The sequence below is a fragment of the Paenibacillus xylanilyticus genome (assembly GCF_013359935.1).
Taxonomy (GTDB): domain Bacteria; phylum Bacillota; class Bacilli; order Paenibacillales; family Paenibacillaceae; genus Paenibacillus; species Paenibacillus xylanilyticus.
The window spans coordinates 1-25612 of sequence record NZ_JABMCB010000118.1 but is presented as its reverse complement, the minus strand read 5'-3'; the positions used below and the strand labels follow the sequence as shown (position 1 = coordinate 25612).

At 47.6% G+C, this 25612-nt stretch carries 18 protein-coding genes and 1 rRNA gene; 10 read left to right on the top strand and 9 right to left on the bottom strand.

The features are described from left to right. The 8 genes from HP552_RS01365 to HP552_RS01330 all read right to left on the bottom strand — a co-directional run. A 16S ribosomal RNA gene (locus HP552_RS01365) occupies positions 1 to 85 on the bottom strand; the annotation flags it as partial. A gap of 638 nt (positions 86 to 723) precedes the next feature. Beyond that, positions 724 to 1269 carry a GNAT family N-acetyltransferase gene (locus HP552_RS01360; protein ID WP_175393921.1) on the bottom strand — a complete coding sequence of 182 codons (546 nt, stop codon included), beginning with the start codon at positions 1267 to 1269 and terminating at the stop codon, positions 724 to 726. A 52-nt stretch (positions 1270 to 1321) separates the two neighbouring features. After that, positions 1322 to 2926 carry a response regulator gene (locus tag HP552_RS01355; protein ID WP_175393920.1) on the bottom strand — a complete coding sequence of 535 codons (1605 nt, stop codon included), beginning with the start codon at positions 2924 to 2926 and terminating at the stop codon, positions 1322 to 1324. After that, entirely contained in the window at positions 2923 to 4809 is a 1887-nt protein-coding gene (locus HP552_RS01350) for a cache domain-containing sensor histidine kinase (RefSeq protein WP_175393919.1), read from the bottom strand. The genes HP552_RS01355 and HP552_RS01350 overlap by 4 nt, the downstream gene beginning before the upstream one ends. A 25-nt stretch (positions 4810 to 4834) precedes the next feature. Next, entirely contained in the window at positions 4835 to 5683 is an 849-nt protein-coding gene (locus HP552_RS01345; RefSeq protein WP_175393918.1) for a carbohydrate ABC transporter permease, read from the bottom strand. Continuing rightward, positions 5680 to 6630: a carbohydrate ABC transporter permease gene (locus tag HP552_RS01340; protein WP_217506281.1), complete on the bottom strand. Its 951-nt coding sequence runs from the start codon at positions 6628 to 6630 to the stop codon at positions 5680 to 5682. The genes HP552_RS01345 and HP552_RS01340 overlap by 4 nt, the downstream gene beginning before the upstream one ends. A 48-nt stretch (positions 6631 to 6678) precedes the next feature. Beyond that, positions 6679 to 8013: an ABC transporter substrate-binding protein gene (locus HP552_RS01335; RefSeq protein WP_175393917.1), complete on the bottom strand. Its 1335-nt coding sequence runs from the start codon at positions 8011 to 8013 to the stop codon at positions 6679 to 6681. Positions 8014 to 8232: 219 nt separating this feature from the next. Then, positions 8233 to 10554: a glycoside hydrolase family 88/105 protein gene (locus HP552_RS01330; protein WP_175393916.1), complete on the bottom strand. Its 2322-nt coding sequence runs from the start codon at positions 10552 to 10554 to the stop codon at positions 8233 to 8235. Positions 10555 to 10860: 306 nt separating this feature from the next. Here HP552_RS01330 and HP552_RS01325 point away from each other — a divergent pair, with 306 nt between their 5' ends. After that, complete coding sequence (locus HP552_RS01325) at positions 10861 to 11688, top strand: methyl-accepting chemotaxis protein (protein WP_175393915.1); 828 nt, start codon at positions 10861 to 10863, stop codon at positions 11686 to 11688. A 125-nt stretch (positions 11689 to 11813) separates the two neighbouring features. Here the strand turns inward: HP552_RS01325 and HP552_RS01320 are convergent, their stop codons facing one another. After that, positions 11814 to 12632 (bottom strand): endonuclease/exonuclease/phosphatase family protein, encoded by an 819-nt coding sequence (locus HP552_RS01320; RefSeq protein WP_175393914.1) that lies wholly within the window; start codon positions 12630 to 12632, stop codon positions 11814 to 11816. A 279-nt stretch (positions 12633 to 12911) separates the two neighbouring features. On the opposite strand from HP552_RS01320, the gene HP552_RS01315 reads away from it, so the two are divergent. From HP552_RS01315 to HP552_RS01280, 9 genes are all read left to right on the top strand, one after another. Continuing rightward, a complete protein-coding gene (locus tag HP552_RS01315; protein WP_175393913.1) occupies positions 12912 to 14675 on the top strand; it encodes an SWIM zinc finger family protein in 1764 nt (587 codons plus the stop codon). Between the two features lie 5 nt (positions 14676 to 14680). Further along, positions 14681 to 17689, top strand: a complete 3009-nt coding sequence (locus HP552_RS01310; protein WP_175393922.1) for a DEAD/DEAH box helicase — start codon at positions 14681 to 14683, stop codon at positions 17687 to 17689. A 263-nt stretch (positions 17690 to 17952) separates the two neighbouring features. Then, entirely contained in the window at positions 17953 to 18486 is a 534-nt protein-coding gene (locus tag HP552_RS01305; RefSeq protein ID WP_175393912.1) for a sigma-70 family RNA polymerase sigma factor, read from the top strand. Then, positions 18470 to 19597 carry a DUF4179 domain-containing protein gene (locus HP552_RS01300; RefSeq protein WP_175393911.1) on the top strand — a complete coding sequence of 376 codons (1128 nt, stop codon included), beginning with the start codon at positions 18470 to 18472 and terminating at the stop codon, positions 19595 to 19597. Before HP552_RS01305 ends, HP552_RS01300 begins: the two co-directional genes overlap by 17 nt. 27 nt (positions 19598 to 19624) lie before the next feature. Further along, positions 19625 to 19951: a hypothetical protein gene (locus HP552_RS34810; protein ID WP_246310716.1), complete on the top strand. Its 327-nt coding sequence runs from the start codon at positions 19625 to 19627 to the stop codon at positions 19949 to 19951. Continuing rightward, entirely contained in the window at positions 19861 to 20208 is a 348-nt protein-coding gene (locus HP552_RS34805; RefSeq protein WP_246310715.1) for a VanZ family protein, read from the top strand. The genes HP552_RS34810 and HP552_RS34805 overlap by 91 nt, the downstream gene beginning before the upstream one ends. A gap of 196 nt (positions 20209 to 20404) precedes the next feature. Beyond that, positions 20405 to 21037: a uridine kinase gene (gene udk / locus HP552_RS01290; protein ID WP_175393910.1), complete on the top strand. Its 633-nt coding sequence runs from the start codon at positions 20405 to 20407 to the stop codon at positions 21035 to 21037. A gap of 540 nt (positions 21038 to 21577) precedes the next feature. Further along, entirely contained in the window at positions 21578 to 22855 is a 1278-nt protein-coding gene (locus tag HP552_RS01285) for an S-layer homology domain-containing protein (RefSeq protein ID WP_175393909.1), read from the top strand. Between the two features lie 448 nt (positions 22856 to 23303). After that, entirely contained in the window at positions 23304 to 25502 is a 2199-nt protein-coding gene (locus HP552_RS01280) for a DUF5704 domain-containing protein (protein ID WP_246310714.1), read from the top strand. Positions 25503 to 25612: the final 110 nt, after the last annotated feature.

Sequence of the window (25612 nt, the reverse complement as noted above, 5' to 3'; positions counted from 1 at the left end):
AAGCTTCTCTTCAAGTCCGCTCGACTTGCATGTATTAGGCATGCCGCCAGCGTTCGTCCTGAGCCAGGATCAAACTCTCCAATAAAGTATTGAAAAGAGCGATTAGCTCATTTTGAATCTGACGAGATTAAAATCTCAATTTTGATCTTGCAAGCAAGATCGTTACTCACTCGTTGTTCAGTTTTCAAAGATCAAACTTCGTTTGCATCCGAGCGTTGTTCTCTTCAGCAACTTTTATATCTTATCACGTCCGAACCAATTTAGCAAGCAGTTTTTTTTAAGTTTCTTTCGAAGCTTATTTGGTTTGCTTACCGCACCGTGTTTCTCGTGTTTTCTTGGCCGGAAATATAATATATCACGCCGGTACATTAATTACTACATGTAAAATATCCCAAATAACTTACTCGGTAATTGAATCGAATAGCATAAGTATGTTTGCTGTTACTCACATAATCAAACCGAGCATACTGATCTTATCTATTATACTTGCAAGCCGATATTAGTCAGCACAATTAAACAGACAACCTTATCTAGTATTAGTGTTCAGGTAAGTATGGCAGCTTATTATATCGCGCTACCCTTTCTAGCTTATATTATTGGAGACCATAATAGGAATCTGTAAATAACCTTTACGATATCCGTCAGCCATACTAGATCCTGTTTCTTCTATATATAGTAGTTAACATATGAACAACAGTATTATTGAACGCAGACCTACTCCAATCAACTCTTAAACCTACCCATCACAATCGTATCGTAATACTTACCGTCAGCGTGTCTACGGTCTTTTTTCATAATACCTTCAATTTCAAAACCCATTCCTTTATACAGTTCTATCGCTTTATCGTTGGTTTCCAGCACGTTCAGCGTCATTTTCTCGACACCACTCGTGTCTGCCCAATGGATCGACAGCTCCAGCAGTTTCTTCCCGATTCCGTATCCCCAGTGATTTCTGGCAACACATACACCAAACTCAACCTTATGACAAAATCGCTTTAGATCGGAACCCTCACATCTGGAGTACCCAACGATCTCTCCCTGCACATCAGCAACGAGGAACAGGTTTCGATCCTTCTCCTTATCCAAATGAATAATCTCTGTAAATTCAGCTGGCCCAATAAAGGCCTCGCCCTGCTCCCGATCCATGTTCTCCGTCTCTCCATCAATCTGTACACGAAGCCGAGATAATGCCTCAGCATCCTTTTCCTCTGCGGATCTAATGGAGTAAGCCAATCCTTTCACAATAAAGTCCTGTTTTTCAATGTTCATCTATACTTTCCTCCTATTCCTTTCTATATTACTACGATTATGGACCAGTGCCCTATCCGAATTCGGATGGACTCTTACCCGTAAGCATCTTGAAAACCTGGCTGAAATACGTGGCGTTACGAAAGCCCGTCATCTCGCTAACCTCGTAGACCATATAATGACCCGACTGCAGCAGCTCCATCGCCTTTCGAATTCGATAACCGTTCAGATAACTCACGAAATTCTCCCCGGTCACCCTTTTGAACAACTGACTCAAATATTTGGGATGCACAAAAAGTCCCTTGGCAATGGCCTCAAAGCTGATTTCGTCAGCATAATGCTGCTCCACGTACTGTTTCACCTGATCCACCAGTCTATTGCTTTTTTTCTCCGTCATCTCTTTCCGTGTCTGCTCTATCCAGTCTCCAATAATGGCGTCCATCCAGCATAGCAAATCCTGTAGTGAATACTTGGATTGAATATCCCGCAGAAACTCACTCATCGCCAGTGGCGGCTGCAATAAGGGATATTGTCTGTTCCAGCTATGAATTAAGGTGTCGAATAGACTTACGGCCACAACCTGTACATCTTGAATATTAGTACAAATGCCATCCTCAAATAAATGGCGAATTTGCAGCCATATCTCCTCTGCCAGATCGGTCCGCATATCTGCCCATGACTCGTTCCACTGCCGCAGCAGCAAAGAATAATCGGTGACATCCGTTTCTACTTTTTCTATTGAATCGTATGGATAGACACGACTGCCTCCCTGAAATTCCGCCATCTCAAGCGCTTCTCTGCTCTCCAGATAGGAGTCCATTACCTCGCATATATGCTCTTTGGGTGTTCCAATCCCAGCGCTCATTTCCAATTTCAGATACGTAAATATCTGATCAATCATCCGCTCAACAAGTATTTCGAACTGTCCAGACATTTCCTCCCTACCAAAAAGAAGCAGTACAAACACCTGATCCGAATAGTCCAGAACTTCCACCTGGCTGTCCTGCATGTGCGCAGTCTGTTCCTTAACCGTCTCCTGAATAATATCTGCTGCCCCGTAACGGAGCAGCTGCCAGTCCCGCTCTTTCATCCGTGCCAGAAATCCGGGACGATTCAGCTGCAGACTAATCGCACGTACCTGCGAAGACATCGGAATACCCACGTAATCCATACGTTCCTGCGGCAACTCATCTGCCTGATAGCGTGTAGTCAGGAGCTCGTGCAGAAACTGTTTGCGCAAATAGGGAACTACTTTCCCAATCTCCTGCTTGTATGTCCGCTCCAGCTGCTCATGGCGCTCTCGCACTTCCTGCTCCAACAGAACTTCACGCAGCACCGACTCAATCTCCTCTACCTCCGCCGGTTTCAGCAAAAAGTGATTAACCCCCCATCGCATGGCGGCACGAGCATTCTCAAATTCATCATAACCACTTAGAATAATGATTGGCAGATGAGGATGATTACGCCGGAGCGCCTGTGTCACCTCAAGTCCTGTCATACCCGGCATATATACATCCGTCATAACCAGATCGGGACGCAGCAGCTCAAACTGTTCCAGTGCATCAATTCCGTTGGAAGCGGTGCCTGCAATACGAAGGCCGAGGGAGGGCCACTCAATATGATCAGTTAATGCCTTTATAATATGTGGATCGTCGTCTACAAGCATGATGGTTTTCATACCTTCTCACCGTCCAGCCAGAGATTTAACTGTTCTTCCGTCTCAATGCGCGGCAAACAGATGGTCACTTCCAAACCTCCCGAATGACCTGTGCATAGATCAACTCCATATCCCTTGCCACAATATAACTGAATGCGCTGATGAACATTTCTCACTCCAATACCACGTGAGTCTTCCAGCTTCCACTCTGCCGGCAGGCCTTGACCATTATCCATAATCCGAATAAACACTTGTGAAGGATCTCCAATTTCTTCGCTGATCGCCACACGTATTCGAAGATTCTCCTCTTGGGGATGCGCGTGCATGACGGCATTTTCAATAAAGGGCTGCAAAACAATTTTGGGAATGTAACAACCACGGACACGTGGATCAATCTTTTCCTCATAATCAATGGAGAACGGCAGCCGTTCAGCCTGAATGCTGACATAACAACGAGCATGCTCCAGCTCATCACGAACTTTAATAAACATTCTGCCTCCACTAAGTCCAATGCGTAAAAGTTTGCTGAGCTGCACAATCATGCGGCTGATGTCCTTGGCTTCATAATCAAGCGCACGCCAGTGGATCATATCAAGTGTATTGTAGAGAAAATGGGGTTTGATCTGCGCCTCCAGCAGGCTCGTCTGGGCCTCCCGCTTCGCACGGCTCTCCTCCTTGACCTGATCCATCAGCTCCGTCAATCTGGATGCCATATGATTGAAGCCATAAGCCAGATGAGCATATTCCTCGGTAAACGAGAGTTGGACCCGGGTCTCAAAGTCTCCCTTCTCGAGCTGCCTCATTCGTTTGATCAGCTGACGAAGGGGACGTACAATTCGACGGACGAACAGATACGCAAATACGGCAGAACATAGCAGTCCAACCACAGCAATGCCAAGCACCTGCCATCCGGCGTACCTGACGGGAGACAGCAGTGTATGTACAGGGATCGTCTGCACCAGACGCCACTGAAGTGTAGCGGGTTTGGAATATAACACGAGTTGTGCACCGCCAGCATTGCCAGATACCACTTCAAATCCGTCTTCATTATGTTCGGCATGGGTTCGAATCCAATTACTGTCTACAACCGGTAGAGTTCCTTTAGTGGATGAGTTCACTGGCAGGGATGAGTCCGCTGCACTTGCTGCAGCAGCATTACCATTGGAATTTTGATCAGATTCCTTCGTCGGGTCTGCATCTCCCATCTGCATAACGACATTGCCCGCCGTATCCACCAGCAGTACCTGTCCATCCAACACCATCGGCATGTCCGCAAATCGGCGTACGATATCATCACGACTTAAGCGGATCAGAACGTAAGCCACCGTACCCCCACGGCTGTCAAAGATACGTTGGGCATACCCAACCAGGGAATGTCCCGATTCATTTTCACGCAAAGGCACCCAAGCTGCGTCCGCCTGTTCCAGTGCTGCGAACCAGGAATCCCCGGCAATCGTATCCACTGGAAAGATTCGGTCAGCCATCGTGACAGTAACACCATTGTAAGCATCTGTATACAATTCCACCGAGGTAATGCCTTCGCTAACGACAAGTGTATGGTCCAGAATTTTGGCCAGTTCTCGCCGCTGATGGATCTGCGTAAGTCTCCCTGTTCCTGCTGTTTCCAACAAATTCGTAAGATCCCGGTTGCTCGCGAGCGAATAGGCAGTCCCCGTCACCCCTGTAATAAAATCAAACCCCCGCCGGGTGCTCTCGTTCAGAAGCGCCAGCCGTGCTTTGCTGATCTCGGTAAAGGTCACCGTAGAGAAGGACTGATATGCCAGCCAGACGATGATGGTTACGAGCAGCAGGTTAAACGCAATAAAGCAAGTCACCATCAGTGTGGTGAGCTTGCTTTGCTGCAGCTTTTGATTGATAAACAGGGATAATCTTCGTTTCCCCATGAAATCAACTCATTTCGTTTTGGAATTAACCTTTGAGTCCGGAGGTCGCGATTCCTTCCACGAAGTACTTTTGACATACGATAAATACGATAAAACAAGGCACCAACGAAAGCACAGACATGGCAAACATCGGACCCCAATCGGATTGGGAACTGGAATCAAGGAACAGGCGAAGTCCCAGCGGTACTGTGTACTTGCTGACATCACTCAGATAGATCAGCTGGCTGAAGAAATCATCCCATGTCCATAAAAAGGTGAAGATCATTGTGGTCACCAGTGCCGGAAAGGCCAGCGGAATAATGACTTTGGTGTAGATGCGTACAGGTCCGCAGCCATCAATGGTGGCCGCCTCATCAAGCTCTTTGGGCAAACCCCGGAAGAACTGAACCATCAGGAAAATAAAGAAGGCGTCGGTTGCAAGCCATTTTGGCACGACCAAAGGCAAGTACGTATTCACCCATTCCAAATGGTTGAACAGGATATATTGTGGGATCAGCGTCACATGATGCGGCAGCATGATCGTCATTAACATCAAGCCAAAGCAGATGGCCTTGAAACGAAAATCAAGTCTGGCAAAGGCATATGCCGCCATTGAACAAGAGACCACATTGCCCAGCACGGCACCCAGTGACAGGACAATGGAGTTGGTCAGAAAACGGGAGAATGGATTTCCTTGTATTCCCGTCCAGCCATTCATGTAATTTTGAAAGTTCCATTCCTGCGGCCAGAACCATGTTTCACTAAAAATCATATGTCCCGGCTTGAACGAACTGCCCAGCATCCAGAGCACCGGATACAACATGACAAAGGCAATTCCAGAGATCAGGATATGTTTCATGGCAATCCAAGCCGCAGAATTCCGTTGTCCAATCATGATTTTCCACCATCCTCATAATGGACCCACAGCTTGCTGCTGCGGAATACCAGCAATGTAAACACACCGATCAGGATCACCAGCACCCAGGCCATTGCGGACGCATAGCCCATCTGAAAGAAAGAGAATCCTTTTTTATACAGATACAGGGAATACATCAGTGTTGAATTAACCGGCCCCCCGCTGCCGTTACTAATGACGAAGGCTTGCGTAAACGACTGAAAAGACGTAATCAGCTGCATCACCAGATTGAAGAAAATCACCGGCGACAGAATCGGCAGCGTTATATAGAAGAAACGCCGGAATGGACCTGCTCCATCAACTGCTGAAGCTTCATCATATTCAGGCGGAATCTGCTTCAAGCCTGCCAGGAAAATGATCATGGACGATCCGAATTGCCACACGGACAACAGCACGATGGAGTACAGGGCGTATTTCGGATTGGCAACCCAATCCGGCGCCTTGATGCCCACCATCGCAAGCACACCGTTGAGCAATCCGTCGCCACCCAGCATTTTGCGCCACAACATGGCAATAGCCACACTGCCGCCAAGCAGGGTTGGGATGTAGTACACGGTCCGGTAAATGCCGAGACCCCGGATCCCCTTGTTCAACAGCATCGCTACAAGCAGGGCAAAGATCAGCTTGATCGGCACGGACACCGCAACATACGTAAAGGTAACTTTGAGCGATTGGGTAAACAGCTTATCCGAAGTAAACATGGTTGTGTAGTTACCCAGACCGACCCAGGAAGGGGCGGCCAGGATACTGTAATCCGTGAATGAAATGTATAACGAAACCAGCATTGGACCAAGAGTCAGGAACAACAAACCAATCAGCCATGGAGCAAGGAACAGCAGTGCTGCTCTATTATGTGCGTATCTCCGCTTCACCCTCCGGGCTGTCACTCGTTCGGCTCGGGCCTGACTGACCTGTGTTGTACTCATCTTCGCAACCTCCCCGCAGAATTGGACATATGGGAACCAGACAAGCGGTTATTGACTCGACGCAAGGGTGGCCTTGGCTCCCTCAATAAACTGAGCAATCACATCCGATGCATTGCCTTGACCGAAAGCGATCTGCTCGCTTGCACTTTTGAAGCTGGTGTCCACTTCGGAGAATCCCTGCGGATAAGGAGGATCAATCTCACTGGAGTTCTTGGATACAACATCGATGAATTGAAAAATGGCTTGCTCCGCCTCTGGCAGTGTTGGCTGCAGCTGCTCACGGATGCTTGAATTGACAGGCACACCGCGTTCCGAACCGAGAATGGCGGTAGCTTCGGGATCATTCACCATGAAGTCGATAAACATGGCCACTTCTTTGGGGTGTTTTGTTTTGGCATAGCCGGAGATAAACTGGCTTGGTTTCAAGTATTCGCCGATTTGCTTCTCATCCACACCATGAGGAATGACTTGTATCCCGAGCTTATGATCCTGGTTTTTATTCACCTGCTGAAACGTCAGCAATTGGTTGGACCATGCAAAATCCATGGCTGCTGTACCGAGCGAGATCGGGCGTGTCTCCAGTGCATTCGTTGTGGATGCCGTCACCTCGGCGGTTGTTACGCCACCGCTTGTGCGCAGGGTGCCCCACATGTCGAACCACTGCTGCATTTCTTCGCTGGTCGCCGTGATCGTTCCATCTTCAAACAGACCTTTGCCCGTTTGGCGGATAAATACCTCAAACATGTTGGTTGTACCGGATATATCCGCTGAACCGTAAAATCCCTCCCCTTTGGCTGCTGCAATCCGGGTGGCAATATCACCAAAATCCTTCCACGTCCAGCTTTCCTGTGGTTCCTCGATCCCGAGTTCCTTAAAGAGAGTAGCATCATAGATGACGCCGGGGGCGTTTACGCCCAATGTAATCGCATATAACTTATCGTCAATTGATCCGGCCTTGAGCATGCTCTCGTCGTGATCCTCTGTGCGCAGCTCTTTGCTCTGACTATATGGGGTCAGATCCAGCAATGCGCCGCGACGGGCAAAGTCGGTCAGAAAAGCATAATCCATCTGCACGATATCCGGAGCATTCGAACCGGCCACTTGGGTAGTCAGTTTATCCATGTAACCGTCCCAACCGGAATATTCCGGTTTGATCGTAATACCGGGGTGCTTTTCTTCAAACAGCTTGATCACTTTGGTTGTCAGATCGTGGCGAGTTTGCGATCCCCACCAGGTCATGCGCAGTTGAATGCTGCCCGAGGCATCTCCTTCACTTCCGTCACCAGATGAAGCCGTTGAACCAGAAGATCCTCCGGAACAAGCTGTAGCAAACAATAACAGGGACATGCAGAACAGGGTAACCCACTTTTTGGTGATCAACATGAATGAATTTCCTCCCCTTTTTGCTTTTATGGAATCGCTTACAAAAACTATTGTAACGGCCTATGGCTGCTCATGACATAAACAAAAGTAAGCTTTCCTGTCAAAAAAGTAAGGGAGTTGGACATGTCGATGGTTCGATGAAATGGTTCATGTTCAAATAACCACCGGAAAGCCCATTTCCGGCAGTTATTTCGTTGATCTTTTTTTCAAGTCATATATTTAGGAATGCGTCACAGCAGTAGAGGTTTTCGTATGCCGTGTCAAGTATTCCTTCATCTTTGCAACCTCGGTTCCTGCCAGCATCATAATACCAATACCATGATTGTCATTCGTTACAGTAAGTAAATCCTTATCATAATATTCTGCCGTAAAGGCATACCTTGATCCACTGCAAACCCCGTGTACATTGCCTTGTCGATCAATTGCTTTGCAAGTCAGTCCGTTCCATGCCCGCTCAGAAGCTTTAATATAACGGTTAGGCTGCTGTAACCAGCCAAATCGAACCCCCCGCGCAAATCCATAGGCGAACATCGCAGTACAGGAAGCTTCCTGGTATGTCTCCGAATCATTTAACACCTGATGCCATAATCCATCCTTTCCCTGCAAAGCCGCATACCCTTCACATAATTCATTAAAAAAATCGATTAATGCCGGGCGGTCAGGGTGCTCTTCGGGTAAAGCCTCCAATACTTCAGTCAGGGAAAATAGTGTCCAGCCATTCCCGCGTCCCCACGGAATACGTGTCGCCTGATCATATTTAAAATCGTATACGTGAGACATAATCTTAAATTCAGGCATAAACAGATACTTGCGGTACAGTATAAATTGTCTGGCTGCTTCGTCCAGAGCAAACGTGTTTCCTGACAGGCGGGCATACCGAACGAGAAACGGCGTACTCATATAAAGGTCATCCGCCCACATCGTGTTCTCGGCAAACTCCCCAATGCACTCACGGTAAAACGCACCGTCTTCCTGTCGTTCCAACCGGGAGGGCATAAAATCGGCGATTCGCTCGGCAATCGGCAAAAACGTCGGTTCATGGCATTCCGGGTACGCCTCCAACATGGCTGAACCAAAGGACCCGCAGTTATCCAGCATTTTCAGCATGACCAGCTGCTGATTCACTGCAGGAAATCCATACTGCTCCCGATCCCACAGCGAGTAATCATACATCCGGGTACATGCCTGCACATGTTCTGTTGCATAATGAATAATGTCCGGTCTATGCAAATAACGTCCCGTCTGCAGCAGTCCATATACGGTTACACCCAGCGGATAATCCCAACGACCGTAGTTGGTTACACTGCCGACAGTCCATTTGTTGCTTAACATGGCGTTCTCGTAGTAAGGACGAATCCATGCATCCGGTTGATCCAGCTGCCAATACGTTCGTTTTGTATGCACATGCTGGCTACCTTCTCCATTGCTGTCCTGTGACACACTTAACGTGTATACGCGATCTGTCCGCATCATTTCCTTAACATCAGGTTCCACATCATATTCAAAAGGACCGACATACATCCACTTCTCTCCTGAAGCTCCATGCACATGTCTGGGCAGCTCGAGTTCCAACTGCTTCCCATTCACGGCTGCGTTTAAAGTGAATTGCCATGGCTCAGCGGTATCACTGCTGCATTCACTGCAAACCAGCAGATCGCTCCGGCCGAAAGGTGCATGCACCTCCGACTCAAACGATCCCGCTTCCTTTAATTGTACCGCTGGTATGCCATTCAGCCATATCGTTAGCGGACCCGAAGAATGACCGGATAATCGGATGGAGCTGCCCGTCGAATCACTATTGTTTATCCTTGACCAAGCATACACCCGCTGTCCCGGAAGATGTCCGTATAATCGCTGCAGGGTAGGCTTGTTCTTCATTTCAACAGGCCATTCCGTTTCAGGCAGCCATTCCAGTTGATGATCTTGTTCCATTCCACGCAGGTTCCAGTCAGGATGACTGCCTCCGGATGTGATGAAAGAGAGAGCTTCATCTCTGCTTACAGGCTTGGAGTAAACCCATCCGGCCTGTCCCTGACGTTCCTGAAAAGGTGCAAGCACATTCAGAATGCGCACTTTCCCTTCATCTGAACCAAACTGGCATCCAAAACCGGCAGGTGTATATCTCATTTCGAGCAATAACGTGTTCCACCCGGGCTTGATGTCGATTCCAAGCTTTACCGTCGCATCCGGATTAATCTCATCCATCACCGTAGAGCGGTACACCAACTGCTCATTGAAATAGAAACGAACAGGTCCGTAACAGCGGATCAGCACATCTAGATTCCGGTCCTCATCTCCCCAGACGAGTGCTGCGGCATAGGCTAATTGTCCTTTTTGGGTATCAGGGAAACGTTCGCTTAGATTGAGATCATACAACCCTTTCTCGTTTTGCAGAATACCTGATTTCTGAAACACCCGATACACAAAGTCAGCCTGCGCATTGGCTCCGATATATCTCTCAGCCAGCACCTTCAGCACTTGATCCTGATCCTCTCCAAACCGGTAGTTCATACTCTGCGGTTCATCAAAATACGTTGTCATGGATTGCCACATTCCTTTCCCGTTGGGATTAACAACATCTCTGCAAATGTATTGCCTGAAAAGTATAGAGTATAGCGCTTAACCTTGGTGAGCATCTCCCTTGATGGGTCAATTCCTCCTGTTTTATCCTCTGAACAGCCAAATATTACACCCAGTATAACTGACAGGATTGTTGGTGGCTATAGAAATTTGTTTGCGCTTTCAGATAGAATAGATCATATAATCGGTTTAAAAATGGGAAAGCCCTGCCGATATAGGTATTAGACTGGAAATTCCACTTTTTGTATGGGAAAGGAAAGATGAGCCTTGAGTATTCTTGAATCTTTGGTAAATGCTATGCCTTTTGTAAGACAGATGTTTCGTGATGATGTTTCCATATCTATTAATGATCATGAGAAAGTGCTATATTTTGCCGAAGCCAACGGTCTGGAGATTGGTGTAAACGTAGGGGACGAGCTGCATGAAGACTATAAGGATTTCAAAATGCTGACGAACCGCGATTCCCGTACCGTGGCACGGATGCCGGGCGATCTGCAAGGCAGACCTTTTGATGCGATTCTTATTCCAATTAAAGAGAATGATCAGGTTGTAGGCATATTAGGTGTCAATTACGCGCTGGATAATCATATTACCCTTGAGAAACTCATCGGTGAAAATGAAGCAACCATTAACGCATTGTTAGGCGGCATCCAGCAAATTGCAGCACATTCGGAGGAACTATCTGCGACTTCGGAAGAGATTTTACGCAACTCCAAACAAGCCGCAGAGAATTCGGTCAGTGTAACCAAGGTAACCAACGTGATTCGTGAAGTATCTGAACAAACCAACCTGCTTGGCCTGAATGCCATGATTGAAGCCGCTCGTGTCGGCGATCTGGGAAGTGGCTTCGGCGTGGTTGCCAGTGAAGTTCGAAAGTTATCGGATCATACCAAACAAGCAGCCGCAGATATCGAAACCTCACTAGGCAGCGTTCAAAATTCCATGAAGCATATGGAGCTGGAGATCGGTCAGATTACGACCGCAACTGTGGATCAGGCACAGCTGGTCAGCGAGTTTATGCAAAGTATTGAGCAGCTCAGCGAAACCAGTGCAAATTTGAAAAAATTTGTAACAGAGATGCTGGCACTAGAGTAGGAATAGAAAGAGTTCATAATAATCTAAAAGTACATAATCTTAAGACATGAAAAAAGCCTCCAGCTGCATTTCCTAATAACAGGAACACAGCGGAGGCTTTCGTTTGATGAAAATGCAATGCCGTTCTAGATTTCCACGGCTACGCCGTAGTGGTCAGATACAACCGGACCATTCTTGCCGTTAAGCACCACGGTCGAAGACTTTGCCTGCACTGGATGTTTGGAGAAAATATAATCAATACGCAAATCGCGTTTATTATCAGCCCATCCGGCAATGGCTTTGACGACCGTCGCTCCATCATCTTTCTGTTTTGCGGTGGTATAGAGGTCATTCCATCCATGACCGACTATGTGATCGTAGCCTTGCCCACGCACTTCCGCAACATTATTAAAATCTCCCATGATAAACAGCGGCTGATCCATATAAGGAGCCAGCTTGCTCTCGGTCAGTTCCCATTGTCCCTTGAAAGGTTCCTGTTCATCATCCCACCAGTTATAGTGTCCGTTCACAAACCAGGTTGCTTCATCTTCAACGACCGTCTGTATACCCACAATTTTGCGTGTCCGGTAGTTGCTGTAATCACGCATATGAGAAACGTATTCTCCAAAGGACTGGGTAATCGGCGTTCGGCTCAGAATCGCCAGGCCTTCATCGTATTTGCTGAATCCGATATGAGTCGGAACCCATGTCCAGTAATAGGTATCGGTTAGTTGCGTCAGCAGGACGTAGGCGTAGTTATCCTTTTTAATGACAGCCTCAGGATCGGTGACAACAAAATGCTGCAAGTGTTCCGCGGACAATGCCGCCTCTTGTATCGATTGATTGACCTCCTGCATGGAGATTACATCAAACTGGTGTGTATTGATAAAGTCAGCCAGCTGGCTTATCTTGTTCAACTGATCTTCTTCCGCCCAGGCGTGTGTATTTAACGTAAGTATTTTCATATATGCTCTCTCCTGTTGATTGAATTGACCACTTCGAGGGCCTGTATCGTTCCTGAAAGGAATACATACGATAAGCATACACAATATGGAGCGATAACGCATGCTAGTAGATGAAGGAACACTTAGCCGTTTCGGATTATCTTCATCAAAAAGTCTCTTACAAGTTCTCTCAATCCATGCACGGAGCCGCTCATAACTGATATGATGGATACAGAAAATCCACACCATACATCGTTAATTCGTATGGACCGTTAAACCTATGATTGCCCAGGAGATGGAATGATGAATATACCGATTGACATGAAAATGGATGATGCGCAGTGGCAGCAGCTGATCAGAGAAGTCGCCGAGCACTTTAACAATCTGACGATCATGCGCGGATTCCAATATTATAAACAGAAACGTGTTGGATCATTAACTTTTACCGAACAACATGGAATTATAGCTGGCGTACAAGGCTCCGAAGACTATGAAGTCACCTTGAGTATTCAGTCCCTACCCACTAGTCACTGCACCTGCCCAGTGGGCGCAACTTGTAAACATATGATTGCGGTTATGATGTCTTATGCCGAGCTGATGGAACGCCCAGTGCATGCCATTGTGAACGCTCATTCCAGCACGGCCCTGAAACATGCTCCCAAGCCCGTGGCTTCCATGTCTGCACACTCGAATTATGTTTCCGACCAGGATCTGGACATCCCCCATCATCAGTACAGTCAGATCAAGGAGCGGGCATTAGAGCTTGAAGGCCTGGAGATCATGGAGTGGCACGAACTGTTCGAAAAATGTCAGGCCAGGTTGGGTACAGGCACGCCAAGTACAGCGTATGTGCAGGAAGCAGCCGACGAACTCTATGCGATTAAACCCAAGCTGTCTGCTGGCATGGATCAGTTATTTGAATTTCATGTCCACCTGTACCTTATGCGGTACTGCATACCTGCTCGTCATTCGACTACGCATACACCCATCTATCTAAGTTACCCTGTACAGCTTGCTGTAGATTCACTTCAGAAAGGAGTGGAACAGGTATTAACCCGCCCGCTTCAATTCGCTGATCTGCCAGACAATAAGCTCAAGCAACTGTGGAAACGGCTTGAAGAAACGGTAACATATCTCCGCACACAGATGATGCCGGAAACATCCACGTTGATGCTATTTACACCAATCTATCGGCAGGTATGGCTGAATTGGATCGTTCCTCACGTACAGAATCAGCAACTTCTCGAATCAGAGCTGAACATCTTGCAGGAAATAGAGGCCCAGTTGAAGGAAACAGCAGTCAATACACCAGGCAGCAGCGGCGGAAGCGTGCTAAGTGTTGCGAATTTGACGGGCAGCAGCCAGACGGGCAAGTCTGGAAAATCGCCGCCTTTGTCACTGGTGCTGGCACAGAGCTGGATGTACTTCCACTTGCAGCAGGATGAACAGGCCTGGCAGCGATTGACGAGTGGAAGTACGGCGTATGGCATCCCGGCAGAGCATCTGCTGCATTTTCTTCATGTACTCGCGGATGAATCAGACTGGAAGCGGCTCGGAGCATGGCTTGCTCAGCTTGGACCACTGCTGGCAAACCGCCGCAATGAACCATTGCAGGATTACATGAAGCTGTGGGATACGACAATTGAACATCTTCCCGAGACCGAAAATCACATGTGGGATACCCTTGTCAGCATGCTCCCGCACTCACGCCCCGCATACGAAGATGCCATGCACAGCCGTGGACAGTGGCGCCGTTGGATTGATTTTCAGTTGAGCACGGAAACGGAGCCGCTGGAATTCCGCGTGGCTGTGCTGCAGCCGATTGAAAAAGACGCACCAGAGCTGCTGCTCCCGTTCTACCATCAGGCGGTTGAGCGATATATTGGACACAAGAACAGGGACGGCTACAAAGCAGCGGTCAAGCTGCTGAAGAGACTGTCCAAACTCTACAAAAAATTGAAGCAAGAGGATCGCTGGGAAGATTTCATTACCGCACTGGCGGTGCGGAACAGCAGACTGCGCGCCCTGCAGGAAGAGCTTCGGAAAGGTAAGTTGATCTCATGAGCCTTATACATCCTTATACCGAAACGATTGAAGTCCATGTGGCATTAACCGGATACGGTGATGCCTTATTCTATGGAGCACTAAATACGCATCATTTTGTATCCGGGCAGTCGCTCAAGCAGCGACTATTTGCCTGGCATGCTCCCTCCTTCTACGGAACAGAGCTGGAGACTAGGCAGATCGAAGATATTGATCTGGTGGTACTGCCTGCGGAAGAAGTTATTCCTTTCTTCGCAGAGATGCATACGCTGCTGCACATTGAATGGAAATGGGACGAGCAGGCAGCTCACCTGATCAGGCTTGCCCCTGCACTCGCTGCCACCATTGAGAACCGGAAGTATGTCCCCAGCTTCACCGCCTTTCGCACAGGTCAGCTGCAATGGAGCTGGGATCTGGATAGTATGAAACCCCAGGATCGGACGGCTCTGAACAAAGCTCTTGATCAGACGGATGAGAGCTACGCCGAGGGACTCGGCGCAGCCTACTCTGCTTCGGTATTTCAGCGATGGTATAGCACCGAGGAAGCTGCAACCGATCTGCGGCGCGAGTTCCCTCAATTGTTCCCTCAAGGAGGTACGCCGCCAAGAACAGCAGGAATGGATGCCCAGGCCTGGCTTGTCTCCATCGGCTGGAAAGCAGACGCTGCCCCGTTTCGCCCTCTCCTGCAATTGCTGGAGCCGGATGACGATGAACCCGCATGGCGGCTGCGAGTGGTTTTGCAGGACAAGCTGGACGCAGCTACGCTCGTTCCGGTTCGACTGGACTCCCGCGGACGGCTTGAAGGGGAATGGCCAGAAGTGTGGACGGCATTCATTCTTGACCGTTCTGCCGGGTGGCTGGAGCAGCTGCGTGCACATTTGCCGCGAATCAGCCGTTCCATTAGCGGAAGCAGAGATGTGCTAAGTGACCCGCTCAGCGATCAGGAGGCGTGGCAGTTCCTCACGGTGGACAGCGGCAGACTGCTGGAATCCGGCTGGCAGGTACTGCTTCCGGGATGGTGGGAAGCTGCTCGCAAGAAGAAGCCCAAGCTTCGTGCCAAGGTGAAGCCGGAGGAAGGCAGTGAACGTGGACAGTCATTCTTCGGACTGGATTCGATCATTCATTTTGACTGGCGAATTGCGATTGGAGATACCGATCTCAGTGAAGAGGAATTTGCCGATCTCGTTGCTCGCAACGAGCGACTGGTGCGTTTTCGCGGAGAATGGGTTCCGCTTGATCCTGCCCTGTTGGAGCAGATTCGACGGGCCATGGGCGGTGTCGACCGGGAACAGGGGTTGTCGTTTCAGGACATCCTGCACCTGCATCTGCTGCAAAATGAGCAGCGTGAGTATCGTAATCAGAAACGCCAGGAAGGACAGGAAGAAGAACAGCCACAATCTGCCGAGAACATCAAGCTTGAAGTCGAGTTGAACGAACACCTGAACCGGATCATTGCACAGCTTGGCGGTGGACAAGGCGGTGCTCCATCCCTTCCCGTTCCAACTGGACTGCATGCCGAACTGCGTTCCTATCAGAAGGAAGGCTTCGCCTGGCTTGGATTTCTGCGCAGATTCGGCCTCGGAGCATGCCTTGCTGATGATATGGGCCTTGGCAAAACGATTCAGTTTATTACGTATTTGCTGCATATTAAGGAAAACCAGCCGCGGTTACCTGGAGATGCCCCCGCCCTTCTCGTCTGTCCAACTTCGGTATTAGGGAACTGGCAGAAGGAAATCAGTCGTTTTGCACCATCGATCAACGTCAGTCTGCACTATGGAGCACGCAGACTTAGCGGAGATCAATTCAGGGAGCAGACTGAACAGGTGGATATCATCATTACTTCGTATGCCACGGCTACCCTGGACCAAGAAATGCTGCAGGAGTACACTTGGGCATCCATCTGTCTGGATGAGGCACAGAATATTAAAAATGCACAGACCAAGCAATCCATGGCCGTACGCAGTTTCCCGGCCAAACACCGCATCGCACTGACAGGTACACCGATCGAGAATCGGCTGGCTGAGCTATGGTCCATCTATGATTTCATTAATCCGGGATACCTTGGCAGCGCACGCGCCTTCCAAACCCGGTTTATCAGCGCAATCGAGAAAGACAAGGACGAGCAGCGAATGCAGGATTTGCAGCAGTTGGTCAAGCCATTCATGCTTCGCCGCAAGAAAAAGGATCCGAATATCCAGCTTGATCTGCCGGACAAAAACGAAATGAAGACTTACATTCATCTTACTGGTGAGCAAAGTGCCCTATACGATCAATCCGTGCAGGCACTGATGGATAAAATGAAAGAGCTGGAGGGCATCAAGCGCAAAGGTGCCATTCTGTCCGCATTAACCCAGCTCAAGCAGCTGTGTGACCATCCGCTGCTTCTGACCAAGGAAGCCCTGCCGGAGACGCTGTCTTCGGATGGCTCCAGAACCGAGTATGACCTGTATAGTCCACAGGACACGGCGATGCTGATCAGCCGCTCCGCGAAGCTGGAACGGCTGATGGAACTGGTCCGCGAACTGCGGGAGGAGGGCGAGCGCTGCCTTATTTTCACCCAATACATCGGTATGGGTCAGATGCTGCAGCAAGTTCTCCAGCAGGAGCTCCAAGAACCCGTGCTCTATCTCCATGGTGGTACATCCAAGACCGCACGGGACCGCATGATCGAGCAGTTCCAGTCCCGGACATTGCCTCCACAGGAACAGCCATCCGTCTTCATCCTGTCCATCAAGGCAGGCGGCGTGGGGCTGAATCTGACGGCAGCGAATCATGTATTTCACTTTGACCGCTGGTGGAACCCTGCCGTGGAAAACCAGGCCACCGACCGTGCGTATCGAATGGGGCAGACGAAGGACGTTCAGGTTCACAAATTCATCTCCCTCGGCACGCTGGAAGAACGCATAGACGAGATGTTGGAGAGCAAGCAGCAGCTTAGCGACAACATCATCACCAGTTCCGAGAATTGGATTACCGAGCTGTCGACAGACGAACTGAAGGACCTCTTCACTCGTCGTCGTGACTGGTCGGGTTAAAATAGAAGCTGCCATAACAGCAGTCCATGTCCAAAAACAGCAAAAAAGCGAAGTTACCGACCATGAGTCGAGAACTTCGCTTTTTGGTATGCCTAATGACCATTTGATCACGAAGGGTAAAGCGCGCTCCGATTCGTCCATATAAAGCAAACCTTTTTCCCTTTTTTAAAATTAATTGTGACCATATACACCACCTGAAAGTCTAATTCATGTAAAAACCAGCGGGAAGCTGTTTCCCGTATTCCAGAAAGGAGCTGTAACCCATGGATCCAACCGATCTCGTTAACCAGGCCATTCAGGGAGATCGTGATGCCTTTATCAGGCTCATCAGAGAAATCGAAAATTCCCTATACAATACAGCAAAATCCATGCTGCGAAAAGAGGAGGACGTGGCTGATGCCATTCAGGAGACCATTTTAAAAGCTTATAAATCCATGCATACGCTCCGTGAACCCCAGTATTTCAAGACATGGATGTTCCGCATCCTTATTAATGAATGCAACACCATGCTGTCCCGTCGCTCCCTCTCAACATCCTATGCAGAGGTACCTGCCAAGCAGGAACAAACCAGCCCCTACGATGAGGTGGATATGAGAGAAGCGGTTGATCGGCTGGAAGAATCAAAGCGAATCGTCATTGTGCTGCATTACTTTGAAGACCTAACCCTGCGTCAGGTCGCAGATACGCTGAATATATCCGAGAGTGCGGTGAAAATGAGGCTGACTCGGGCAAGGCAGGAACTATATCAGAAATTTAAAAACTTTCGGGAGGTAAAATTACATGTCAAACCCATTTAATATCGAGCAGGAATTAAAAGAACAAGCAAAGGAGCGTCCCGTCATGTCTAAACTTGTGCGTACTCGAATCGATGCCACCCTTGAATCATTGCCCGAGCTCTCCACATCCAATTTAAAGGATGCTCAGCGCCCCATTCGCCTTCACAAAGGATTACGCCGAACAGCCGTCGCTACCATCGCAGCCGGAGTATTGGGCGTGACTGTACTTGCCTCTGGTTTTGTATCTCCCGTTATGGCGGATTCATTGCGCAATATTCCATTGGTGGGCAGCCTCTTCAGTTCCATTGAAGCCGATATGGGACTAAGAACCGCAGGTGAAGAAGGTCTGACCCAGATCGTGAACAGCAATGTATCTTACCAGGATGTGAAGCTTGAAGTGCTGGAAACGGTCTATGATGGTACACGTGCAGCCTTTTTGGTTCACTTCACCGCGCCTAATCTGAACCAGGGCGAGTATGACAACGGCAAAGACATTGTGCAGCTCAGCAATGGAATTGATAACGTATTTTTCAATGTGCAAGGAACCGAGCAGGATAGCGGCCTCTTCTACAGTTCCATAGGGGAAACAGAGCCGGACACGCTGCTGTTTGAGCAGGTCATTCCCTCTGACCAAGCGGCTGCTGGACTCCCGGATCAGTTTAACGCCGAAGTTACATTAACGCTGCAGGGCATTGATCATGAGTTCAAGCTGGATATTCCTTTTACCAAATCAACTGATGACATTCAGCATGTTCAACCCAACACGGTCGTTTCCAATGATCAATTTACCGCATCCGTTACGGAAGCCGAGGTTACGCCGATTACAACACGGTTGTCTACGGTTATTTCATTGAACAACAAAAATGCACTCACAAACAAAAATGAAGACCAGCTAAGCAATATTGGGTTTGCGATCTACGATGATCAGGGCAGACAATTGACTGCACTAAATGGCGAAGGTTTGTATGAGGGTAACCAGTTAAAATCGGAACGAATCTATGCCACCACATCTGGCGATCCGAAGTACTTGATTGTGAAGCCTTTTGAGATCGAAGATGACTTCGCAGAAGAAATCAAAGATCCGCAATTTATCAAAGGAATGGAAATGAAGATTGAGCTAAATCAGCCGTAAATCATAGCTTTGTAAAGGAGTCGTCCCGTGTCCATTCAACATACGATTACATCCATAACCGTACTCGGTCCACTGTTCATCCTGTTCCTAATTGCCCTGGTGGTTTGTACCAGGGTAATTAAAATTAGATACACTTCAAAGCAATATGCCCTCATCATTGCATTTGCAGTTTACATTTTGGGAGTAATGCATTTTGTATTCTTCCCGATCGACATCAACATCGGAGTATATGCCAATCAGACACCTTGGTACAAGACCATTCAATGGATTCCCCTTCTCACCGCAGATATACCGAGTTTTGCACTGAACATTTTATTGTTCTTGCCACTGGGGTTCATGCTTCTCCTTTATTGAGCCCTTTGGTTACCTCTATCCGGGAGGCCGCAAGGGCTGGATTGATCTTGAGTCTTCTCATAGAAATGCTGCAGCTTCTTATTCGGGTTACTCTGGGGAATGGCCGCAGCACAGATATCAATGACTTAATCGCCAATACTGCGGGAAGTTTGCTCGGTTTTCTCATTCTTAAGTGGTTTGATAAAAGGTCCATTGGACAACGCCTGCTTAACCCATGGAAGCTCCCACACGGCATATTCCACAAAAATATGCACTAGATTGCTGGCTGTAAGACACATCCCTAGTAGGCAAAACATGGTCACTTCCCTCAGATGAAAAATGTGATGCGCTATGGTACAATGAAGGAATTGTGTATTCACAGACAGACATGTGGATAATGGCCTGAATCAATTTTGGTTTACTGTCCATTATCCATGACCATGCTGCCATTCTAGGGAGGTTTATGGAACAACCATGCTCATTATTGGTATCGCCGGAGGAACCGGCTCCGGTAAAACGACGGTAGCTCGCTCCGTCATCGACCGTCTTGGATCAGGCAAAGTGACGTTTATATCCCAGGACAATTATTACAAAGACCAGTCGCAGCTCACTCCAGAGCAGCGCAGACTCACCAATTACGATCATCCGTTTGCATTCGACAATGATCTGTTGATTGAGCATCTCACCCTGCTGAAGCAAGGACAAACGGCATATGCTCCCGTATATGACTTCACCATAGATAACCGTGCTGCTGATGAAACGGTTGAACTTGCACCAAACCATATCGTCATTGTGGAAGGACTGCATGTGCTCATCGACGAACATCTGCGTGCCCTGCTGGACATCAAGGTATTTGTCGATACCGATTCCGATGTTCGCATACTTCGCAGAGTGCTGCGGGATATTGAGGAGCGTGGACGGACAATCCAATCCGTTTATAAACAATATCTCGAAACCGTTAAACCGATGCACGATGCTTTTATCGAGCCTTCCAAAAAGTACGCAGACATTATTATCCCTGAAGGTGGACATAATGAAGTCGGCATTCAGATGCTGTCGATTTTGACCGAGAAGTACCTGACCGGCGAGAAATGGAACGGCGCATAACATTATCGAATACTGAAGTAAAGCCGTCCACCCTGCTCATATTGGAGCTGAATAAGATGGTCATCGAAATCCAGGCTGCGTCCTGCGCGGTCTGGATTTTTTGTTTACTCCGGATTCTCTCTTTTCAAATGGATGAAAATGGGTTATCCTTGAAACATATGAATTTGGCAATAAAATATGATGGACCACTACCTTAAAGCATAAGGCTATGAATCTACGGATTCGTGGCCTTTTTTTGTTTTTTTGAGGCTGGATGGGTCCAGAGGAGGGGTTTTCACACCTTAAAGGGAACATTAATGTTGAGAAATAATACCAAATACCTAGTTATACATGGTAGAATATTGATGATTATTACAAATTTAGTATCTAGTAGTATCGAGTACATACTAAGCATTTTGCAAATCCCAAAAGTGTCTTTCAATCAGAAGATATAGATCGAAATGCTTTTATTCGTCTATATCTTGTACCTGGGAGCGAGGTAAATCGAATTATGCAAAATGCTGTACAACCAGAAAGTAAAATTGGAAAGGAGTAGTATTCATGAAGAAAATGATTCTATCTGGAGTTACGGCATTGGCTTTGTTCACAGGAGGCGTTATAGGTTCTGGGAGTATCGGGAGTTCGGTAGAAGCTGCTCAAGCTACGCTAAAATTCAAAGATGTCCCTTCGACACACTGGGCTGCCGCAGCGATCAACTCCGCAGTAGAACAAGGATTTTTCAAGGGGTATTCCGATGGAACATTCAAACCAAGTTCTCCTGTAACCAAGGCTGAAATGGCAAGTATTCTTGGACGACTGACAGATCAACCTAATGCTGCTGCACAAGAAGCAAACAACTTCACCGACGTGCCTGAATGGGCAAAAGGTGGCGTATCCTCTGCGATCGCAAAAGGCTTCATCATCCCTTCCAACTACAATGGAAAACTCGATGCCAAAGCATCTCTGACACGCGGAGAAATGGCAACTTGGCTGGCGCAAGGGCTTACGGTGGTTGACCCGGATTACAAACAAGCCTTATCTGATGTAACCAACACCGTGATACCTGCGAAAGAGTACTTTACTGGGAAACTGGCAAGCAACCAAAAAAATGCGGTCGCTGTTGCTCTCGGTACGGGGCTGATGAGTGTCGCTAGCGACAAAAATTTTGGAACCGATCGCACTACAACTCGTGCTGAGGTTGCTGTTTTGATCTCTCGTTACGCTAATGTAGCGAAAACGAAACCTGCTGATTTTCAGGGGTTGAATGAGTTGCGTGAGGTGGGTTTAAGAGGGACAAACATAAATATTATTGCACCTAAGTATAAGGTTTTACCAGAAAGCAGATACCCCGAATCAGAGGACTATAGTAAAGTAACTGGTGATTTCGCAAAAGTAAGGAACCAAGAGTTAGTGACAAAGACCAATTATGCTGATATTAAAGTGAAAAATTGGATTGTTATTAACCCTTATTTAGAAGGAGCTGCACGGAGTATTTACTATCCAGTTTTCGTTGACGAAAATAGCAAACCATTAAGAGGAGCGTATTATTCTTTCGCCGAATTTGAAATGAATATTAAAAACTCTATGAATCAATTACAAGCGGGAAGTCTCATTCAGACTGTTTCTATGAATCCTGTTATATCCCCTAGTAGTAAAGCAGTTTTAAATTATAGTGTGCCTCATATTAATGATTTACTTGGTTCAAAGGGAGTTTTTAACGTAAAAAACCCAGTTTACTGGGGAAAGGGTTTACTACATTTTGATAAGGAACTAAATCCCGAAGTCTTTCTAAGACTAAAAGATGGAACTTACTTCAAAGTTATACCTATTAATAATTAACTAATAATAAGGGTGATGTACCTTGCGTTTTTATAAAACTGTGAAGAAACAACTACTCTCGGTTATCGCCATAAGTTTAGTCTTCAATTCATCTCCTGTGGTCTTCGCAGGAGGTGGACCAGGGATTAAACCTATCCTACAAGCTGCACACATGGAGCCTCCTACTCCTGCAAAGTCTCAAAAAAAAGTAATTCCGCTAGAAGGAAAGGGAATAACTAATATAGGAATATACGTATATCAACTAGATAATATGAGGTGGCAAGTAGATGGGGAATGCAACGGTCAAACATTAAGTAATAACCCAACTACAAATAAGCCTAATTCATCTACTGTATGTATTGATTTGTCTTTGGAGGCCCCAAGTTATCAGCCCTTAGAATATTTAGATAAGCTGGGTGAGTCGCATCCAGCAAGTGAAATTGTTTCCACTTCTATTGCTCCAGAGTACATGGATAACACAGCATATTATGAAGCTGGTGAGCCTATTTTGCTCAGTGTGGAGTCTTTTACAGAGAAAAGAACTAAGTTTACCATGCAAATTGGAGGAGCCATTGAACCTAAAGCATACAGACCGTATAATCCTCCTAAATACTCTGCCGATTACATATTCTTTACCGACCTATACTGGTATGGAAAAGCCGAAATAACCAAAGAAATCAATCTCACCGATGGCGGTCAACTCAGCATTAACCAATCAAAGCAATTAAATGCAACAGTCAAAACCAAAACCGGTGATGGAAGCTTTGGAGCTGAAACTAATGTGAACAGCGGCAATGGGAGAACAACCTGGACTTCTTCCAACCCAGCTGTTGCGACCATTAGTAATTCCGGATTAGTTCGAGCCATAAGCAGGGGTACTACAACCATCACCGTACTCTGGGAAAAAGACGACTTCCAACTAACAACATCTACAACGGTTGGCGTAGAAGAAGATCCCGGTGACGGTGGTGGCGGAGGAAACGGAGGCGGTGGTGGGGTCGGCTGTTCACCGACAATCGGTCCACCTTCTGCAGGAAACATCATGAGTATGAGCGACCTTGATCCAAATGCCAACGGTGTAATAAAGTCGGATAACAGAGGTAATGAGACATTTAATGTATTGAAAGGAATCCCTACTTCTGAGTCACTGTATACCAATGCATTTGCTGACAACTACCTGTTCAACCAGGCATGGGCGAAAATGTCGGGTAAAGTTACGTATGATTGCAATGTCACTCTCTCCTACGACAGGGAATGGACTGTGCCTGGTCCAGACATCTGTACCGAGGAAGGCTGCACGGATGGCCCTCCTGTTCCAGCCCATGATACGGTAACCAAACCGTACAATTTCCAGATTACACGTGACTACTCCTACTGGAAAATCAACAACCTTGAAGTGTACAAGATCGCAAAAGCGACCATGAAGAATTATGCCTTGCCGGGTGAACTGGTCACCATGACTCCAACCGGATATACACCACCGACCTTGGTATCCAAAAATGATGACAACGTGGAGAGCCATGTAAGGCCAGGGCAAACAACGTCCATATCATATACCCCACCTAAATTGACAGGCGGGCTGAATTCACCTCCAAGTGTGCCGGATGATACATCGAGATTGAAGGGAATGGCGGAGTCCAACACCCCTCAAGCAAAAGTAAATAATGACTCGGTCATATTCAACAATACCAAAATAATGGATGACACAGAGGCGACCAAGGATGGGCCTACGCCATCGAATATTCCTAGCCCTACAACGATTGGTCAGGATGTTCTGTATAAACCAAACAACATGATCAGCCCTACGCTAATCAACAAGGAGAACACGCCAAGCTCCGGTACGATCTACTACGATCTGCTGCCCGGAAATGTGAATGGCGGAGCAAACAAAGAGCTGCCAATTAACGGCATCAACACCGTTACTGTGCACACCCCTGTTGTAAACTACGCCTTGGTATCGGATGACCAAGCACATAATCAGAAGACGGTTCCGGATCCAATTCGGTCAGCACTCATTCTGGAGCGTCCGTTTATCGTACGTATCCCAACCATCGGAAAGCATTTGGACGCAGCAAGTTACCCCGGTTATGGCAACCGGGACTACGCCAAATATTTTCGAATCAAACAGGTGCGGTTCCCGTTTGACGTCTATAACGCGGACAGGAGCCAGTTTATTCCGGCCCACACCTGGGTGGACATCTCGGTAAACCAGTTGGATACTGGCTTTTATCTTCCGGTCTGGGTAGATGAGGGCAACTATGAGGTGGAGTTCCGCAACATCGCGGAGAATGCACCCTCCACCTTCACCGAACAGCAGGATGCCAACACCAACCTGGCTCATCATGTCGCTGCAGACACGGTTCCTGTGGAAGTTATCGGACGTCTGTACGATTTTCACGTCACCGATATTTCCGACTACAACTGGGAAAATGTTTTCCGCAAGCAGCCGGGCAGCCCGGAGCCAACGAGAGTCAGCTACTGGACAGGCCTCAACAGTATTGATGGCGACCCTCGAGGTAATCTGGCACCCTTCGTATTGCCCATTCGTCCAGGCAGTCATCCTTTACAGGGATTCAAAAATGCGGCTGTAAAAACCGGATATCATATCAAGTTTGACCTAAAAACAAAAGGCAATATGTGTGCGACTTGTTTTGCTATAACTGGTTAATACCAGGAAAAGCAAGGACCTAATTTAATTAAGTCTAACTTTCTATCCGAGGACAGGAATGATGAAGCCAAGTTTTCTGAAACTGTCCCGTTGAGACTCCTACATGCGTT

Bases quoted from the DNA above. Each gene is read 5' to 3' on its own strand.
- HP552_RS01360 (WP_175393921.1), bottom strand. From the start codon at position 1,269: ATGAACATTGAAAAACAGGACTTTATTGTGAAAGGATTGGCTTACTCC.
- HP552_RS01355 (WP_175393920.1), bottom strand. From the start codon at position 2,926: ATGAAAACCATCATGCTTGTAGACGACGATCCACATATTATAAAGGCA.
- HP552_RS01350 (WP_175393919.1), bottom strand. From the start codon at position 4,809: ATGGGGAAACGAAGATTATCCCTGTTTATCAATCAAAAGCTGCAGCAA.
- HP552_RS01345 (WP_175393918.1), bottom strand. From the start codon at position 5,683: ATGATTGGACAACGGAATTCTGCGGCTTGGATTGCCATGAAACATATC.
- HP552_RS01340 (WP_217506281.1), bottom strand. From the start codon at position 6,630: ATGAGTACAACACAGGTCAGTCAGGCCCGAGCCGAACGAGTGACAGCC.
- HP552_RS01335 (WP_175393917.1), bottom strand. From the start codon at position 8,013: ATGTTGATCACCAAAAAGTGGGTTACCCTGTTCTGCATGTCCCTGTTA.
- HP552_RS01330 (WP_175393916.1), bottom strand. From the start codon at position 10,554: ATGACAACGTATTTTGATGAACCGCAGAGTATGAACTACCGGTTTGGA.
- HP552_RS01320 (WP_175393914.1), bottom strand. From the start codon at position 12,632: ATGAAAATACTTACGTTAAATACACACGCCTGGGCGGAAGAAGATCAG.
- HP552_RS01315 (WP_175393913.1), top strand. From the start codon at position 12,912: ATGATGAATATACCGATTGACATGAAAATGGATGATGCGCAGTGGCAG.
- HP552_RS01305 (WP_175393912.1), top strand. From the start codon at position 17,953: ATGGATCCAACCGATCTCGTTAACCAGGCCATTCAGGGAGATCGTGAT.
- HP552_RS01300 (WP_175393911.1), top strand. From the start codon at position 18,470: ATGTCAAACCCATTTAATATCGAGCAGGAATTAAAAGAACAAGCAAAG.
- HP552_RS34805 (WP_246310715.1), top strand. From the start codon at position 19,861: ATGGATTCCCCTTCTCACCGCAGATATACCGAGTTTTGCACTGAACAT.
- udk (WP_175393910.1), top strand. From the start codon at position 20,405: ATGCTCATTATTGGTATCGCCGGAGGAACCGGCTCCGGTAAAACGACG.
- HP552_RS01285 (WP_175393909.1), top strand. From the start codon at position 21,578: ATGAAGAAAATGATTCTATCTGGAGTTACGGCATTGGCTTTGTTCACA.
- HP552_RS01280 (WP_246310714.1), top strand. From the start codon at position 23,304: ATGGATAACACAGCATATTATGAAGCTGGTGAGCCTATTTTGCTCAGT.